Origin of the sequence: Candidatus Atelocyanobacterium thalassa isolate ALOHA (assembly GCF_000025125.1) — a bacterium.
GTDB classification, from domain to species: domain Bacteria; phylum Cyanobacteriota; class Cyanobacteriia; order Cyanobacteriales; family Microcystaceae; genus Atelocyanobacterium; species Atelocyanobacterium thalassae.
Map to the genome: position 1 here is coordinate 249,771 of NC_013771.1, position 18,879 is coordinate 268,649.

The following is an 18,879-nucleotide window of genomic DNA, read 5'->3' on the forward strand; positions in this document are numbered from 1 at the left end:
GTACTAAATATTCAAGGATTGAAGACTTTTTTGTATTGCCAATTAAAATCGTTACTGAAGAAATAACATACTACCATTGTATTGCTTAATATAAAAATATATTAAATTAATTTTAAAAATTAATATTTAGAACTATTTATATTTTTTCAAAATATAAATATCATGTCATTGAAATAATATTATTAAATTTTTCTAATGTACTTCGAATAAATCAGAGCAACTTATTCCCATGTTATGGAGCAATAAAGCTCTGTTTCCAGTATATTATTTATGGTATAAAAAATAGGAAAATTAATAAGTAGTATAGTTAATAACTAACAATTAGTTCACTATGTTTAAGACTGCTGAAATATAAACAACGATTATTTTACATAATAACCAGTTCTTATTAAACTAAGAAAAGTATAAAAAAGAGTAAATTCATTATGGTCCTATTACTTGCTGGAGACATCGGCGGAACCAAAACAATTTTAAGCTTAGTTGAGTCAGAAAATGTTGAAAATGGCCAAAAATTACCCCAGCAACAAAGACTATATGAGAAAACATATCCTAGTCAAGATTTTGTAGACCTTGTACCAATCGTAAAGCATTTTTGCGAAGAAGCACAGCTTCAACTAGGTTCAAAAATAATAGTGAAAAACGCCTGTTTTGGGATTGCTGGACCAGTTATTAATAATACTTCAAAGCTAACTAATTTAAATTGGTTTTTAACTAGTAGTCGTTTACAGGAAGAACTTTTTATAGATAAAGTTGATTTAATTAATGATTTTGTAGCTATTAGCTATGGCATCTTAGGACTAAAGGATGAAGATCTATATACTTTACAAGATGTTGAACCAAAGCCAAAAGCTCCTATTGCTGTTTTAGGAGCGGGTACAGGACTAGGAGAAGGATTTTTAATACCTTTAGAGAATGAAAAGTATGCCGCTTTCCCTTCTGAAGGTTCTCATGCTGATTTTGCACCACACAATAGTTTAGGATATGAATTATCAACATATATTAAAGAAAAATATAACTTATCTAGGATATCAGTTGAAAGAGTAGTTTCTGGAATAGGAATTAGTACAATATACGAATTTTTACGCCTAAAATACCCTGAACAAGAGTCAGAAAAGATGAAGATAGCTTATGAAGCTTGGAAAATCAAAAAAGCTATTAATATTTCAGCAACCATATCTAAAGCTGCTATAGAAAATAATGATTTTCTATGTCAGCAAGCAATGGGACTCTTCATCGAATCTTATGGTTCAGAAGCAGGTAATCTTGCTTTAAAACTTCTACCATATAGTGGATTATATGTTGCTGGAGGAATAGCTGCAAAAATATTACCCTTGATGAAAAGTGAGGCATTTATAAACTCATTTAAATCTAAAGGAAGGATGAGTTCTCTTTTGTCTGAAATTCCTGTGCACGTAATATTGAATCCAAAAGTTGGCTTGATTGGTGCTGCATTATATGCAGGGCAGTAAAAAATCTAATTTACTTTTCACAATATATGAGTTATAAGCATACAATTGTTGTCAAGATTGGTACCTCCAATCTTACCCAACCAGAGACAAGAAAATTAGTTTTATCGACAATTAATTCTTTAGTTAAAACATTAACTAAGTTAAGGCAATTAGGTCATAATGTTGTTCTAGTTTCCTCAGGAGCTGTTGGAGTAGGTTGTAGTCGTCTAAAAGTAAAAGAAACACCAAAAAAAATTTCTTTAAAACAAGCGATTGCTGCAGTGGGCCAAGGAAGATTAATGCACGTATACGATGAGCTTTTTACTTCAATAGATCAACCAATAGCACAAATTCTATTAACTCGAAGAGAATTAATGGAAAGAAGCTGTTATATCAATGCTAGAAATACTTTTAATGCATTATTCAAGTTAGGTGTAATTCCTATCGTTAATGAAAATGATACAGTTGCCATTGAAGAATTAAAGTTTGGTGATAATGACACTCTCTCTGCCTCAGTCGCAAGTTTAATCAATGCAGATTGGTTATTTATACTAACAGATGTTGATTATCTTTATTCTGCTGATCCACGTTTATTTCCTGACGCTCAACCTATTAGTAATGTTGATAGTGTACAGCTAGCTAAATTACAAGTTCAAGCTAATAGCACAGGATCTCAATGGGGAACAGGAGGAATGCTGACTAAGTTAACGGCGGCAAAATTAGCTACCAAAGCAGGAATAACAACAGTTATCACCAATGGAAAGTATCCAGAAAACTTAATCAAAATTCTTGATGGCGAAGATATCGGAACTAAATTTGGTGCTTATTTAGAAAACGATAATGCTCGAAAACGCTGGATTTCTTATGGTTTATTACCTACAGGAAAACTTTATCTTAATGAAGAGTCAATTATAGCAATTTCTCAAAAAGGAAAATCATTATTAGTAGCAGATGTAATAAGGGTCGAAGGTAATTTCAAGTCTTTTGAAGCAGTTAGGTTATGTAATGAGGGAGGAGAGGAAGTAGCAAGAGGAATAGTTAATTATAGTAAACATGAAATTGATAAAATAAATAAAAATCGTTTAGATAATATATCTCAATTACCAACTTGTGATGGATATGAGACAATTGTGCATAAAAATAACTTAGTCATTAGCAAAAAAAATATCAGACTATAAAAAATATATATCTGAGCTTTGAACTTCTATTGTTCAATTGTCTACTTATATTATTAAATAACTTAAAAGTCTCTACAGTTAAGCCTACGATTATTCGTAGGCTTAACTGTAATAATGGTTTTTAGTACAATTATTGTACGACGATTTTTCCAACCATTCCAGCCCCACGATGAGGTTCACAATAATAGGTATATTCTCCAGCTTCATTGAAAGTACTTTCAAATGATTCTCCAGGAGAAAAAAGCAATCCTTTGTGAGAGTATTCTGCAGAGCTTTCAAATACAACATTATGAGGAGCTAATTTATTGTTGACCCATTTAACAGTATCTCCTGATTTAATTGTTACTGTTTTTGGTTCAAATCCTAACATTCCGGAATCGGTTCCCATTTTTACTTCGAAGGTTTTAGCTGTAGCAGGACTAGCTGCAACAAAAAAACTAGAAATAACTAGGCAAAATGCAGCAATAAGCAATCCTAATTTTTTAAACATATTATCGTTCCTACCAGTGTCTTAACTAAAAGAAAGATTGACGTAACTTGTTCGGTTATACATCCCACTATAAATCTAATAATGAAGTTTGACAACCTGTCTTTGGACAAAAGTTAATATTTTTGCTCTGCTTTAATTGAGATACTGTCAAGCAATATATTAATGTAATAATACTTTTAAAGATTTACCACAATTGATAAATCTTTAAAAGTATTATTGGTTAATGATACCCTCATGCTAGTCGGCAAAATTATTTTTTTGCTAATTTTTTCGTTTTAACTTTGCGTAACCGAATAGACTCTGGGGTAACCTCTACAAGTTCATCAGGACCAATATATTCTAAAGCCCTTTCTAAATTCATCTCTTGTGGTGTTTGTAACTGAACTAACTCTTCACCGCCCGAGGCACGATGGTTAGTTAGCTGCTTAGTTTTACAAACATTAATTTCTATATCTGGTGGACGGTTATGTTCCCCTATAACCATACCTCTATATACTTTTGTGCCAGGAGAAATAAAGAACATTCCTCTATCTTCAGCATTTTTCATTGCGTAGAAAGTAGACACACCTTCTTCAAAGGAAATCATTACACCGTTATAACGTGTTTCTAGATTACCAGATGCAGGACGATAATCTAAAAAGCTATGATTCATAATTCCATCTCCTCTTGATAGACGAATAAAGTCTCCGCGGAAACCTAGTAATCCTCTGGCAGGTATAATGAATTCCAGCTGTGTTCGTCCATTAACACCTGTCTCCATATCTTGCATTTCTCCTCTTCTTTGCCCTAGACGTTCCATGCAGGATCCAACAGCTTCTTCAGGAACATCTAAAATCAAATATTCGAAAGGTTCATGAGATTTCCCATCAACTTGTCGATAAATAACCTGAGGCTGAGCAACTTGGAACTCATAACCTTCTCTACGCATTGTTTCGATGAGAATACCTAAGTGTAATTCTCCTCTCCCTGATACTAGGAACTTATCAGAAGAATCTCCAGTACTTACCTTTAAAGCAACATTAGTTTCTAATTCTCTCATTAGACGATCACGTAATTGTCGAGAAGTGACAAATTTTCCTTCTTGACCTGCAAAAGGAGAATCATTAACTGAAAAAGTCATTTGTAAAGTAGGTTCGTCAACCTTGATCAAGGGTAAGGCTTGAGGGCTTTCAGAACACGCTAAAGTTTCTCCAATGTTGGCATCAGAAAAACCCGCTACAGCTACAATATTACCCGCAGTACTTTCTTTCAACTCTACTCTTTGTAAACCTTCAAATCCTAAAAGCTTACTAACTTTCCCTTTAACATAACTACCATCTTCTTTAATTAGTGTTGCTTGTTGTCCAGCAACAATTTTCCCATTATTTATACGACCTATTATGATACGTCCTAAATATTCTGAATAATCTAAAGTAGTGACCTGTAACTGTAAAGGTTTTTCTTCATCTCCTGATGGAGGGGGAACACAACGCAAAATTGTTTGAAAAAGAGGTTGCATATCTACAGATTCATCCTCTAAATTCACTTTTGCAAATCCTGATATACCAGAGGCGAATAAAGTAGTAAAGTCACATTGATCATCGTCACCCCCAAGTTCAACGAAAAGATCAAATACTTTATCAACAGCTTGATCTGGTTCAGCTTGAGGACGATCAATTTTATTTACGACAACAATAGGGCGTAAACCTTTTTCTAAGGCTTTCTTAAGTACAAAGCGAGTTTGAGGCATAGGGCCTTCATTCGCATCTACAATTAAAATACAACCATCAACCATTCCCAATACTCGTTCAACTTCCCCGCCAAAATCTGCGTGTCCAGGAGTATCAATAATGTTGATCAGAGTATTTTCATATCGAACAGCAGTATTTTTTGATAAAATAGTAATGCCTCGTTCTCTCTCTAAAGTATTAGAGTCCATTACACAATCAGGAACTTCTTCTCCTTCACGGAAAACTCCAGACTGTTTAAGAAGAGAATCAACCAAGGTAGTTTTACCGTGGTCAACGTGGGCGATAATAGCAACATTGCGGATGAGGAGAGACATAGGATGCAGTAATGAGAGTAGTATAGCTACTCTACTATTAATTTTGTTATAATTGTAGCTTATATTAAAAAATATCTAAAGAAAATTGATATTTTCTTTAGATATTTAGTTTATTTAGCTATTCTTATACGTGTAATGGCTTGTAAAACATTACACATATTTTATAGAAAAATTTCGTAAAGTTTTGATGGAGCCGAGCAGAGTTGAACTGCTGTCCAAATTAGCTATTAACTTAAAGCTCATTCACAGGCTTAGCCTATTATTCCTTAAGGCAGGATTTACTCTTATACCTGAGTAAAAAGGTTACTCTGATAAATTTTTACTTAATAGTCAATCAGAGGCAGCTATTAAGAATATCCGTTTAAGGTTGATCTCTTACTTTTAACGGAGTCAAGTATGAGATAAGCGAATTCTGTAAAAGAATTTTTAGGCAGCTACTGCCACGCGCTTGAAGCTTACGATGTTGTTCGCAGTTACTATTTTTTTTGAGTTTTTGATTTACGAGAGGAAACTCACTCTCGACCTGTATCACAATTCAGAGTTCACTAACCTGTCGAAGCCGTTGCGGCCCCTAGATTATTTCTATATTGATGATTATAAAGATAATTTTATTTTTTCGCAACGTAAAGACTTGTTAAAAGATTTTAAAAATATTGTACTTATCTCAATTATTAATTTAAACTATCTAGATTAATAATTACTTAATATTACTTTATGTTTCCTCTTAACCGTCCTCGTCGTTTACGCACCAATCAAAGATTACGTGACATGGTATGTGAAACAAAATTAACATTAGATGACCTAATTTATCCCTTATTCGCAGTTCCAGGAAACAATATTGCTAAAGAAGTAATATCTATGCCTGGTATTTTCCAGTTATCGATAGATAAAATTGTGAATGAAGCAAAAATGGTTCGCGATTTAGGGATTCCAGCAATTATTCTTTTTGGAGTTCCAGAAGAAAAGAATTCAGAAGCTACAGGTGCATGGGGTAAAGAAGGTATAGTACAGCGAGCTACTGAAGCAATTAAAAGAGAAGTTAAAGATCTAATAGTTATTGTTGATACTTGTGTATGCGAATATACTGATCATGGGCATTGCGGATATTTAAAGAAGGATGATTGCACTGGAGAAGTTTTAAACGATTCAACTTTAGAGTTATTAAAAAAGACTGCCGTTTCTCAAGCTCTTGCCGGAGCTGATATAATTGCACCATCAGGAATGATGGATGGTTTTGTAAGGTCTATTAGAGAAAAGTTAGATCAAGAGGGTTTTAGTAATATTCCTATATTATCTTATGCAGCTAAGTATGCTTCTGGTTATTATGGACCATTTCGAGATGCTGCAGATTCATCTCCACAATTTGGTGATCGTAGAACTTACCAAATGGATCCTGGAAATGCTAGAGAAGCATTAAAAGAAGTTATGTTAGACATTGAAGAAGGAGCAGACATGTTAATGGTTAAACCTGCATTATCATACATGGATATCCTGTGGAGGATCAAGGAAATGACTAATCTTCCTGTCGCTGCATACAACGTTTCTGGAGAATACTCAATGATTAAAGCGGCAGCAGCTAATGGATGGATAGATGAAAAGCAGGTTACATTGGAAACCTTAACTAGTTTTAAAAGAGCTGGTGCAGATCTTATTTTAACCTATCATGCAAAAGACGTTGCTCGCTGGATTCAGTCAAAATAGGCTTTAAAGTGAAAAAATTTCATTAACTATAATACTTTTCGATTTATATGACTTATGGTAAAACTTTAACTTTTACATTTTTATTTTACGAATCTAGAAGCAAAAGAGAGTCAACAAATATAATTATTAATACACTAATGAATAAGTAGCATGAAAATTCTAGATATTTATTCTAACTATTTTTAAAAAGACTGAATAGATTTATGCCTGATGAAATAACAATACTTTTAATACAAATTATTTTACTAATAAACATATACTATGTTAATATATATGAGGTTTAAAAACACAAAGCTCTCGCGGGTGTAGTTTAGTGGTAAAACCTTAGCCTTCCAAGCTAATGATGGGGGTTCGATTCCCCCCACCCGCTTTATTAAGATTAGACTATGTAATAATTATATTTTTAAAGTCATGAGTCACATGACAGTTATCTATGTTACTAGGACTCCAATTTCAATCTCCTGGTCCTATAATATTTGAATTAGGACCTTTTGTTGTCAGATGGTACGGTCTCTTTATTGCTTCTGCGGTTTTGATTGGAATTACATTATCAAAGTGGTTAGCAAAGTCTCTTCGAATTGATCCAGAAATGATAGGTGACTTAGGAATTTGGCTAATCATAGCTGCTATTCCTTGTGCACGAATTTATTATGTTATATTTCAGTGGCACATTTATAGTCAATATCCAGAAGATATAATTGCCATCTGGAAAGGAGGTATTGCGATCCATGGAGCAATTATTGGAGGAACTTTATCTACCTTGATTTTCGCGCGTCTAAATAAAATTTCTGCCTGGCAGTTAACTGACTTAGTAGTTCCATCTTTAGCATTGGGACAGTCTATTGGTAGATGGGGGAATTTTTTTAATTCTGAAGCTTTTGGAATACCAACTAATTTACCTTGGAAACTATACATTCCTTTGATTAAACGGCCGGTAGAATATATCTCTTTCGAATACTTTCATCCTACTTTCTTATATGAATCTATCTGGGATTTTTTAGTTTTTGTAATTTTATTAACTTTATTCTTTTGGACATTAAAATACCCAAACTATTTTCATACTGGGACTTTATCGTTAGTATATTTGATAGTATATAGCTTTGGCAGAATTTTTATAGAAACACTTAGAACAGATAGTTTAATTTTTGGATCATTTAAAGTGGCACAAGTTATTAGTTTAATGATGATTATTTCAGGAATATTTGGACTAGTATGGTTATATCTTTTAAAAAAATCTTTGCCAGATGTAGTCTCTCGTAGATAAGGCCAGAATATCAATCTTCTTTGCTTCATTATTGTAATGAAATTTAGATTGAATGATGAATCTGGCTTTTAAAAATCTTTTATTAAACGCTTTATATTCATCTCTTACAATATGAAAACGCTACAATCACTAAAAAAGAACTTGGTAAAACTTTTACGAGAAAATTATTCCAAACATTTCGGGCTGAAGAAAAAAAACAATTTTGAATCAAAAATTATTTATGAGTCAAATTGGTTAGCAAAGTTACATCAATCAAAATCAATTAAGAAAATTTATCCACCATTAATGTGGGGAATAACTGTTATATCGCTTTCCAGCGTTATTGGATACCGTTTTTATAATCAACCTCAATTATCTGTAGGTACTCTTTCCCCAGTAAAAGTTATTGCTCCTAAAGATGGTAATTTTGAAGATAGGAAAACTACTGAAGATAAACGAAAAGAAGTCCGTACAGGTATCATACCTGTCTTAAAGAGAGATCCAAGACTTACAAAAGAACTTAAAGAAGAGCTTAAAAAAACTATTTCTGAAATCGAACAATTACGTAAAAAAATAAATCTTTTTTCTTCTGTAGATGTTGTACTCATTCCTCTCTCTACTCAAAAATACTTAAGAAAAGTGAATGAAAGAGATTGGCAAATAATTCAGCTAGTAATTATTAATCATAATTTTCAGAATATACCGGCATCTAAACCCAAAATCAAACAAGTAGTTTCTCAATTAGTTGCTTATAGTGAAGCAACTTCTTTAATATCTCTTAAAAATCTTTTAGAGAAAATTGAACAATCTCGACAACTTTACAATCAAACCAAGGCTGAAGCTTCAAATAGTCAAGCCTCTTATTTGTCATCAGAACTGTTTACAACTTTTTTAAATCTTGATGATTATACTTGGCAAACTGTAGAAAAAATCTTACAGACAACTTTAAATAGAATCCTTCTTCAAGGCCTTCATCCTGGAATTCCTGATTATTTATTAAAGGAGATAATTAATATTCAGCTTGAATCCACCACCTCGGCTGTACCAAAGCCAGCAATAACGAAGCTTTTGATGAGAATTCTCAAAAGTCAGCATAATTTAACAGTAGACAAAGAAGCAACGAAGCAGAGAGCGGAACAAGCTGCTCAAGCGGTTGAAGCAGTCATAGTAAAAATCAAGGCAGGAGATATAATTGTAGAAGCAGAAGAATATATTACTCAGGAAAAATTTGTACTTCTTGATAGCTTTCGATTAAGCCGTCGTGGAATAAATTGGATTGGATTATCTATTTCTGTACTAATAGTTATAGGTACAGTCGTCATATTTTGTTTAATTAGTCAAAGAATTAATCATTCTATACGTCGAAGAGATCATATTTTAATTTGTCTATTAAGTTTAAGTACTCCGCTTTTAGGAATTTTTAATTTAGGTTATACGAATCTTCCGGCTATAGGATTATTATCTAGTAGTTTTTATGGTCCAACTTTAGCAATAACTCAAGTAATTTTATTAAGTGGTTTATCAGCATTTGCAGCGACTAGTATTAATTGGAGCTATATACTAGCAGGAACTGCAGGAGGATTATTAGCTGCTTCTGTAGCCTGGAAGCTTAGATCTCGTGATGAGTTAGCTTGTTTGGGAGGAGTAGTTGGTATAGTGCAAGGAAGTCTCTATTTTATTGGTTATTTAATAATGGCTCCAGCAGTAGGAACAATTTGGTCAGTAATTCTGCCTGAATCAATAATTTATGGTTTGTCTGGAATTGCTTGGAGTGTAATGGGACTAGGAATTTCTCCTTATTTAGAACGCTTATTTGATTTAGTAACATCAATTAGATTAGTAGAGCTAGCTAATCCGAATTGTGGATTATTAAAAAGATTAGCGACAGAAACACCAGGAACATTTCAACATACTCTTTTCGTTGCATGTTTAGCGGAAGCAGCGGCAAGAGAGTTAGATTGCAACGTTGAACTAATTAGAGCTGGGACTTTATACCATGATATTGGAAAATTACATGATCCTATGGGTTTTATCGAAAATCAAATGGGAGACACCAATAAACATGATGTGATAGATGATCCATGGCAAAGTGTAAAAATTATAAAAAAACATGTTAGCGAAGGCTTGGTTATGGCAAATAAATATGGCCTACCAAAAGTAATTCGCGACTTTATACCTGAACATCAAGGTACATTACTAATTTCTTACTTTTATCATCAAGCAGCTCAAGAGGCGCTAAATAATGGAGAAAATGAGATTTCTGAACAAGAATTTAGATATGCTGGACCTATTCCTCAATTACGTGAAACTGGAATTGTTATGCTAGCAGATGGATGTGAGGCCGCGCTAAGATCCTTAAAAGAAGCAACTCCAGAAATGGCTTTATTAATGGTCCAAAAAATTTTTAAAGCTCGTTGGCGCGATAATCAATTGAAAGATAGTGGTATTAGATATGAAGAATTACCTATAATTGCTGAAGTTTTTGTTAAAGTTTGGCAACAGTTTCATCACCAAAGAATTGTTTATCCTAAATCTGCTCTTGAGCCTACAAAAAATAACAAATTAAGTTAATTGTTAAAGGGAATATTTCAAATGAAATTTAAAAAGTATGTTTTTTTTGAAAAAGTATTAATAAGTGCCTTATTTTTGACTTTAAATGCCTGTGATAATAGCTTTCTAAAAACGAGATTATTTACTAATAATAAATTAAACGAACAAATAGAATCTAATTTACTTTCTAAACACAAGTATCTTTTTTATTATCCTTCTATTATTCCTCATTATCCTAATTCTTTTATAGCAAAAATTCCTGAAGCTTTAACAGATGATAAAGGAAGCATCTTTTACCTGTCTAATGATTCTATAAAAGTAATAAGTGATTTTTATAATCAGCAATTCAAGTCGCATTCCTGGAAAATCATCAAGTCTTTCAGTAAAGAAGATAAAAGTTTTATAGCTAAAAAAGATGATTTAGAAGTGGAATTAGTATTTTTATCTCATGATGAAAAAACTAACTATTTCATAAATTATAAAAATACAAAAACTGTTATTACACAAGAGAAAAAAGAAGTTTATGAAAATGAGGTTGGGAAATTTAAAAATATACCAAAAGTACTATATTCATATGTGGGTGATTTAGTAGCTTTAGAAACACTAGATTTAAAGGTCAAGGAGGTAAACCAATTAATTGATACAAATGCACAAATAAATCGTAGGACTTATGCGAAATGGCTTTTTAAAACATACAATAAATTTTATCAAGACGTTCCGGAGAAACAAATTCGATTAGCATCATCTAATTTAAAACCTGTTTTTTCTGATGTTTCTAGTAATGATCCAGATTATCTTTATATACAGGGATTAGCAGAAGCAGGAATTATTCCATCTTCTTTAAGCAAAGACAATAACTCACTATTGTTTTATCCTGATGCTTATTTAACAAGAGAAAATTTAATAATATGGAAAGTCCCTCTAGATTTTGGCAAAGGATTGTCAATAATTCCTACTATAGATATTGAAAAAAATTGGGGGTTTCAAGATATAAAAACAATTAACCTAAAAGCTTTGCAGGCCTTATATATAGATTTTCACAACAAAGAAAAATCTAATATACGTCGCATTTTTGGTTATACCATATTGTTTCAGCCACAAAAACCAGTTACATTAGCTGAAGCAATTACTAGTTTATGGTATTTTGGATATCAAGAAAAAGGAATTTCAGCACGTGATATTTTACAGAAGTAAAAAATCTAAATTAGTCTCAAAAATCACTATAATCATTAGTTATAACTTATGGATATGGTGAAAAAACTTTTATATTATATTTTGTAGATATTAAAGCTGAGTTATTATTTTTTATGTTCTAGCAATTTTTAAGTTTTTATCGTATTAGTTTTTAAGAAGCACACACTAACATAAATTTTATGAAATATATGATTAATGAACCAATCAAGCCCTTCTATTTTGATTTAACAGAAGAAGAAATAGATCTATTTAAGAATGAATGTGGAAAAATTCTTAGTTCAGGAAAGTTAATTCTTGGAGAAAATACTTTAGCATTTGAAAAAGCCTTTGCTGAATATGTAGGAACAAAGCATGCAATTGCAGTTAATACTGGTTCATCTGGCTTAGAGATTATTCTAAGACTTAAAAAAATAGAAAATACAACTGTATTAGTACCAACAAACACGAATTTTGCTACTGTAGCTGCCATATTGAGAGCCGGAGGAAAAGTAAAATATCTTGATATGGATGAGAAGACATTTGCACCTTCTTTGCAGATGGTGATAGATGCAGTTAAAGAAAATTCTATTCCTCCTATTTCTGGAGTATTATGGGTTCATATCGGGGGAGTAATTTCGCCTGAATTTCCTGCAGTAATAGAATATTGTCATAAAAATGGTCTATTTGTCTTAGAAGATACTGCTCATGCTCATGGAAGTCAAATAAATGGAATTCAAGCTGGTAATTTAGGAGATGGTGCATCTTTTTCTTTTTTCCCTACTAAAATCATGACGACTTTTGAAGGAGGAATGATTACTCTAAATGATGATGAAGAAGACTATATTGCTCGTTCATTAAGAAATCAAGGAAAAAGAGGAATGGATTTTGGTGGATTACATACAGACTTTGGGAATAGCAGTCGTATGACAGAAGTTCATGCGGTTTTAGGGCTCATCCAATTAACTAAATTATCAAAAATGATTGCTAAACGACAAAGATGTTATGACATCATTACTAAACATTTACAAGAAGCAAATATTAATTTTGTCTCTACGGAGCATATGGATAGTGCAAGTCAATATAAGTTAATAGTTTTATTACCTAAAGATAAAAATGTAGAAGAAATTAAAAAATCTTTATTTAATGAAAAAGTTCTTTTAGGAGGAGAAGTCTATCAGATTCCTTGTCATTTACAACCCGTCTTTAAAAACATTAACGGAGGACAAGAAAATCTTCCTATTGCTGAATATTGGTGTCCTCGCCATATTTGTCCTCCATTAACATCTGGAATGACAGATGAAGAAGCTGATATTACAGGAAAGATGCTAGTAAAGTATTTAACAGCTAGTTAAATACTTTATCGTGTTAGATATTTTATATTTATATGGACTTGACGATTATTTTTTCATATTAATTATAAATTAAGTCTCTTTGTATTTTTTATTAATTATATTTTTCAGTAAAAAATTCATTTTCACTGAAAAATATGATTTGTTTTTCTGATTCTTCAAGCTTATTTTTTATTTAGATACTTCTAAATCTTGGAACAAAATAGTACTTAAATAACGTTCGCCAAAACTTGGTTGTATCATAACAATTAATTTATTTTTATTTTCTGGTCTTTTCCCAATTTTTATTGCAGCACATAAAGCTGCCCCTGTAGATATACCTGATAATAATCCTTCTTCTTTGGCAAGCCTTCTTGCATACTCAATTGCTTCCATATCTTCAACTGTAACAATTTCATCGATTAATTCCACATCTAAAACTTTAGGAACAAAACCTGCTCCAATACCCTGAATTTTATGTCCTCCTGGGCTTCCCCCTGAAAGTATTGGACTATTCGCTGGCTCGACTGCGATTGCTTGAAAGTTTGCTTTTCTTTGTTTAAGAATATTTGCAATTCCAGTAATTGTACCTCCAGTACCAACACCAGCAATGAGAATATCTACATTACCATCAGTATCTTCCCAAATTTCTTCTCCTGTTGTTAAGCTATGTATTTGAGGATTAGCGGGATTATTAAATTGTTGTAGCATGTAAGCATTAGGTAAACTATCTACTATTTCTTGAGCTTTGCGAATACAACCACCCATTCCTTCGCCACCTGGTGTTAGTTCTAACTGTGCTCCATAAGCTTTTAGCATTGAGCGGCGTTCTTTACTCATAGTATCTGGCATTGTTAATATTAAGTCATAACCTTTAGCGGCTGCTACCATAGCTAAAGCAATGCCTGTGTTTCCTGATGTAGGCTCTACTAAAATAGTCTTACCAGGAGTAATTAAATCTTCTTTTTCAGCCATTGTAATCATATTAATTCCAATACGATCTTTTACTGAAGATGCCGGATTCATACTTTCCAGCTTTACTAGAATTCTTGCTACACAACCTTCTGCTTGAGGAATATGATTTAGTTGTACAAGTGGAGTCTTCCCAATAAGCTCTGTAATATTTTGCGCTATTTTCATAAGTTTTTATTTCTATTAGAAAAATTTGTATTCTACTGTTTTAAGACTTTACAAGACATTTTTAAATATTCTTTATTTTTTCTTTACTTAATTCTAGATACTAAAAAGCCCTATCTTAAAGATAGGGCCTTTTAGTATCTAGAATTAAGTATGAATTAAATCATTTAATATCTAGAAGGAGAATGTTCCACGAAGAGTACCAACTACTTCATCATCTGCGCCTTGAATGTTAACAAATTGATCAGGATTTGCAATCCAAATAACGCCTGGAGTAATGGAAATATTGTCAGTAAGTTGATATCTGTAGAATACTTCAGCGGTTACAGGGTTACGGCTAGGTAACTCAAAGAAACCACTTGTACGTCCTAAATAAGGACGTTGACGTCCACCTTGGTAAGGCTGAACCCCAGCGAATATACCTAGTAAGTTACCTTCTTTAAATAGATCTGGGAATGCGAATCCGCCTCCACCAGTCCAAACTTCAGCACTTTTTCCACGGCCAAGGAAACGAACATTAGTGAAAGAACCAAATGCACTAAAGTTCATCCATTCAGCAATACGCCATGTCATTTCACCACCATAACTGTTAGTGACTTTACCACCAATGTCAAATGGGTTAACTTGTAAAGGATCATTAGCATTATTACCATTGCCGTTGAAAACTTTGGTTGGGGTACCAGGAGAACCTACACTACCTTCAGCAAAAGCATTATTCAACTCAGAACGAGAGAAGTTAGCGAAAGAAGTTCCTACTTCACCAGGACCAAAAGGAATTCCGGATCCGAAGATAGGACTATCAGGTTTATGGTAAGCATGAACATATGTGAAAGCAATATTTACTAAATCAAATAAGTTTGCATTTAGCTGTGCTAATCCACCATAGTTACCATTGAATAAACCGTTACCACCGTCACTTTCTGTATAAGGATTACCAGTAGCAGGATTAGTAGCGTTGCTATTTTGACATCCACGGATACTACGATCTACGTTTTGTCCTCCGCCATTGACACAAGGATCATTAGATGTTCCAGCAAGGTAACCAAAACTAACGGAGGTAGGTCCAATTAGGCTTTCTAGGAAGCCAACTTGGAAACTCATACCTGCACCAGCACCACCACCAATTCTATAAATTGGGTTACGCTGAGCAAATGTACTTAAAGATCCCTTACCACCATCAAAATCTTCGAAGAATGGGTTTAATGTAGGAACGAAATGATGCCATCTTCCACCCCAAGCGGTGACATAGGTATCTAATTTCCAGTTATCTAAGGGTTCTATAGGTGCGTAATAACCAACCCAATCAACAGTTACATCATTGTCTTCTTCATTGCGTCGAGGACCAATGTTGAAGGTTTGAGTTGCTGTAGGATTAATTAGTGTATTTTCTTTAAATGCAATACCAATTGGTTGACCAGTAGCAGGGTTGATAACTCTTAAGTTAGGCTCAGTTAGAGTAAAACGTTCAGAACCGGTACCTGTACTAGCAGATAAGCGAGTAACTAATAAATCTTCTCCACTAAAACTAGTGTTGAAGCTTAATCTAATACGATCTTGTAAAACAGCTTGGTTATCTTCAGAAGAGCGACTACCACCAGCTGCTGTTGCTGCCATGATAACTTCACCAACTAACTTAGTAGTGGTAGAGAATTGATGATCTTCTAAGAAAGATACACGTCCTTCTAAGTTATCAACTCGAGCACCTAATGCAGCTAATTCAGCTTCAAATTCTTGCATTAAGCGTTTAAGCTTTTCAATATCTTCTCTTAATACAGCAACATTCTCTTGAATCAAACGTTCCATGGTATTTAGACAAGCGTTTAATCCAGCTGCGAATTCCCAACGTGATGTTGCGCGATTACCTCTAAAAGTACGATCAGGATAACCTACAATACATCCGTAGCGCTCTACAAGGCTTCTTAGCGCTTCATAAGCCCATTCGGTAGGAGCTACATCACGTAGTTCACTAACGCTGGTAACTTGGTCATTAGTATTAAGTTGACCTTCTTGACTGTAATTTTCTAATTTTTCTAGTAGGCTGTCTTGACCTTTTGCGATTTCAATGTCAGACAGTCCTTCTGCTGCATTAGCAGGAACAGAAATTGATAATACTGCACCCATTAAAGCTGGGCTTACCAGCAGGGTTTTCCATAATAATTTTAGCATTTTCAGCTTTTCCTCACACCTTTAAATTGACTATAGAATAATAGCCTCACTCACATTTCTATAATACACAATTTTTTGAAAAATAGTGAGAAATAAGCTTAACTTTTATATATATTTTCTTAAATTATTTATTTATTAATGTACAAATGTTTCCATACAAGGGTTTGGCAGTTTAATTTTGTATTATTTTAAATAAAAGAAATTTACTTTTATCAAGTTAATTCACTCATAACTTATATTCATTAAGAATATATTTATGAATTAAATACTTTTTATGCCCTATTAATTTTAATTATTTACATATAAATATGAGTATTGACTCTCTTTTGTTACCTTTTCAACGCTTTGGAATTCATTTAGGCCTTGAACGCATTAATAATTTACTAACTAAGTTAGAAAATCCTTGTCAAAACATTCCTATTATTCATGTTGGAGGAAGTAATGGAAAAGGTTCAGTTTGTGCTTATTTGTCATCAATATTGATTGAGGCTGGTTATAAGGTAGGACTTTATACATCTCCTCATTTAATAAACTGGACAGAAAGAATTTGTTTAAACAATCAACCAATATCAGAATTACATTTAAAAGAGATACTTATTAATATTCAAAATTTAATCTTCAATGATCAGGATGCTCCTACTCAATTTGAAGTAATAACAGCCGCAGCTTTAGCTTATTTTGAGCAAGAGAAGGTAGATATTATTGTTATGGAGGTTGGTTTAGGAGGACGTTTAGATGCTACAAATATTTGCAAATCTCCTTTAGTAACAGTTATCACATCTATTAGCCTAGAGCACTGTCAAAATTTAGGTCCAACTCTAACAGATATTGCTCGCGAAAAATCTGGAATTTTCAAATTTAATTGTCCAGTAGTTATCGGCGAAGTCCCTAATGAAGCCAAAGCCATATTTATATCTAGAATTAAAGCTTTAGAATGCCCTAGTGTTTGGGTCCAACCAGCAATTTTTACCAAAAATAATTCAGCCATTTATGACAATATTGAATATTCTCTAGCTTTACAAGGAGAAGTTCAGTTAAGTAATTCAGCTATATCAATAGAAGTAATTAAAATCTTAAAACAAAGAGGTTGGAATATTCCTATTAGCTGCATTCAGGATGGGATTAAAAAAACGTTATGGAGAGGAAGATTAGAATGGCTAACTTGGGAAGGCATGAATTTATTAGTAGATGGTGCGCATAATCCAGATGCTGCGAAAATGCTACGTCACCATACTGATAGTTTAAATAAACCTATTACTTGGATAATAGGAATTATAAACACTAAAGAACATGATAAGATTTTTAAAGAATTATTAAAAAATAATGACACTATATATTTAGTACCTATATCTGACCATAACAATATAAAGCCCAAAAACTTGTTAAGATCCATAATTAGTTGTTCTGTTGAATTGGAGGAAATTAGAGTTGAAAAAACATTGAACTCTGCTCTGAAAAAGATTACTAATAGACAATCTAATAAAAATCTGGTTGTTTTATGTGGTTCTCTGTATCTAGTTGGTTATCTTCTTAGAACTATAGAGTCTTCTAAGCCTAAATTATAAAAACCTAAATCATACTAAGATTTAATAATAACTAATATGTTTTATGTTGACATACTCAATTCTTTAGAAACTAAGCTTTATTTTTTTGAACAGTTTGCCAATAAAGTAGTTTCTGCTCAATTGGAACATATTAATATTGTAGGTTTTGCAATTATCGTCTTTGCAGGACTTTTAACTAGTTTAAATCCATGTGTTGTTTCTATGTTACCAATCACTATTGCTTATATTGGTTGCCACGAGTCTCAAAAAAAGGTTGAAGGATTTATTCAATCTTTCTTATTTTCTTTAGGTTTAGCAACAACATTAGTATTATTAGGTATAACTGCGGCACTGTTAGGTAAAATTTACGGACAAGTTGGGATACAATCACCAATCTTTGTAAGTATAATTTCGATATTGATGGGTTTAAATCTATTAGGTTTAGTTTCATTTCAATTCCCTTCTGTGAGAGTAGAGAACTGGGTTATTAATAAGCTGAATTTAAGAATTCGTGCTTATCTTTTTGGTATGACTTTTGGTTTGGTCGCTTCTCCCTGTAGTACACCTGTTTTAGCAACTTTATTGACTTGGGTTACTAATACTCAAAATCTAGCTTTAGGAGCAAGTGTATTATTAGCATATACGATTGGCTACGTATCACCATTAATTTTAGTAGGGACTTTTACTGCAACTCTTAAACAGATACTAAATTTTCGTCGCTGGTCAGCAATTATTAATCCTATGAGTGCCGTTTTATTAATAGGATTTGGAACATTCTCTTTACTGTCACATATATCATTAAGCTATTTCTAGAGATATTAAATGTCTTGATTTTTAACTTTATCTTTAATTAAAGTAATTTAACTTATGATTACAT

Annotated in this window: 13 protein-coding genes, 1 tRNA gene and 1 other RNA gene; 10 read left to right on the forward strand and 5 right to left on the reverse strand. The window is 32.7% G+C overall.

Annotated elements, in window-relative coordinates:
• Positions 1–425 precede the first annotated feature (425 nt).
• Positions 426–1,469: a glucokinase gene (locus UCYN_RS01065; RefSeq protein WP_012953642.1), complete on the forward strand. Its 1,044-nt coding sequence runs from the start codon at positions 426–428 to the stop codon at positions 1,467–1,469.
• Between the two features lie 26 nt (positions 1,470–1,495).
• Positions 1,496–2,626: a glutamate 5-kinase gene (gene proB / locus UCYN_RS01070; RefSeq protein ID WP_012953643.1), complete on the forward strand. Its 1,131-nt coding sequence runs from the start codon at positions 1,496–1,498 to the stop codon at positions 2,624–2,626.
• A 130-nt stretch (positions 2,627–2,756) separates the two neighbouring features.
• Here the strand turns inward: proB and petE are convergent, their stop codons facing one another.
• From petE to ssrA, 3 genes are all read right to left on the reverse strand, one after another.
• Complete coding sequence (gene petE, locus UCYN_RS01075; protein ID WP_012953644.1) at positions 2,757–3,116, reverse strand: plastocyanin; 360 nt, start codon at positions 3,114–3,116, stop codon at positions 2,757–2,759.
• A 250-nt stretch (positions 3,117–3,366) separates the two neighbouring features.
• Complete coding sequence (gene typA, locus UCYN_RS01080) at positions 3,367–5,160, reverse strand: translational GTPase TypA (RefSeq protein ID WP_012953645.1); 1,794 nt, start codon at positions 5,158–5,160, stop codon at positions 3,367–3,369.
• A 185-nt stretch (positions 5,161–5,345) separates the two neighbouring features.
• Positions 5,346–5,732: a transfer-messenger RNA gene (gene ssrA, locus UCYN_RS06090) on the reverse strand.
• 142 nt (positions 5,733–5,874) lie between these two features.
• Between ssrA and hemB the strand changes: the two genes are divergently transcribed.
• The 6 genes from hemB to UCYN_RS01110 all read left to right on the forward strand — a co-directional run bounded on the left by hemB (position 5,875) and on the right by UCYN_RS01110 (position 13,179).
• Positions 5,875–6,861, forward strand: coding sequence for a porphobilinogen synthase (gene hemB / locus UCYN_RS01085; protein ID WP_012953646.1), 987 nt, complete (start codon positions 5,875–5,877; stop codon positions 6,859–6,861).
• 299 nt (positions 6,862–7,160) lie between these two features.
• Positions 7,161–7,231 (forward strand) — tRNA-Gly (locus UCYN_RS01090).
• 63 nt (positions 7,232–7,294) lie between these two features.
• Positions 7,295–8,125 carry a prolipoprotein diacylglyceryl transferase gene (gene lgt / locus UCYN_RS01095; RefSeq protein WP_012953647.1) on the forward strand — a complete coding sequence of 277 codons (831 nt, stop codon included), beginning with the start codon at positions 7,295–7,297 and terminating at the stop codon, positions 8,123–8,125.
• Positions 8,126–8,236: 111 nt separating this feature from the next.
• On the forward strand, positions 8,237–10,675 hold the full coding sequence (locus tag UCYN_RS01100) for an HD family phosphohydrolase (RefSeq protein ID WP_012953648.1): 2,439 nt from the start codon (positions 8,237–8,239) through the stop codon (positions 10,673–10,675).
• Between the two features lie 21 nt (positions 10,676–10,696).
• Positions 10,697–11,848 carry an S-layer homology domain-containing protein gene (locus tag UCYN_RS01105; protein WP_012953649.1) on the forward strand — a complete coding sequence of 384 codons (1,152 nt, stop codon included), beginning with the start codon at positions 10,697–10,699 and terminating at the stop codon, positions 11,846–11,848.
• A 188-nt stretch (positions 11,849–12,036) separates the two neighbouring features.
• Positions 12,037–13,179, forward strand: coding sequence for a DegT/DnrJ/EryC1/StrS family aminotransferase (locus UCYN_RS01110; protein WP_012953650.1), 1,143 nt, complete (start codon positions 12,037–12,039; stop codon positions 13,177–13,179).
• A gap of 168 nt (positions 13,180–13,347) precedes the next feature.
• Here the strand turns inward: UCYN_RS01110 and cysK are convergent, their stop codons facing one another.
• Both cysK and UCYN_RS01120 read right to left on the reverse strand, forming a co-directional pair.
• Complete coding sequence (gene cysK / locus UCYN_RS01115; RefSeq protein ID WP_012953651.1) at positions 13,348–14,295, reverse strand: cysteine synthase A; 948 nt, start codon at positions 14,293–14,295, stop codon at positions 13,348–13,350.
• A 171-nt stretch (positions 14,296–14,466) separates the two neighbouring features.
• Positions 14,467–16,458 carry an iron uptake porin gene (locus UCYN_RS01120; protein WP_012953652.1) on the reverse strand — a complete coding sequence of 664 codons (1,992 nt, stop codon included), beginning with the start codon at positions 16,456–16,458 and terminating at the stop codon, positions 14,467–14,469.
• Positions 16,459–16,766: 308 nt separating this feature from the next.
• Between UCYN_RS01120 and UCYN_RS01125 the strand changes: the two genes are divergently transcribed.
• Both UCYN_RS01125 and UCYN_RS01130 read left to right on the forward strand, forming a co-directional pair.
• The gene (locus tag UCYN_RS01125; RefSeq protein ID WP_012953653.1) at positions 16,767–18,023 is read left to right on the forward strand and encodes a bifunctional folylpolyglutamate synthase/dihydrofolate synthase; all 1,257 of its coding nucleotides are present in this window, start codon (positions 16,767–16,769) and stop codon (positions 18,021–18,023) included.
• 51 nt (positions 18,024–18,074) lie between these two features.
• Positions 18,075–18,815 (forward strand): cytochrome c biogenesis protein CcdA, encoded by a 741-nt coding sequence (locus UCYN_RS01130; protein WP_041487812.1) that lies wholly within the window; start codon positions 18,075–18,077, stop codon positions 18,813–18,815.
• Positions 18,816–18,879 lie beyond the last annotated feature (64 nt).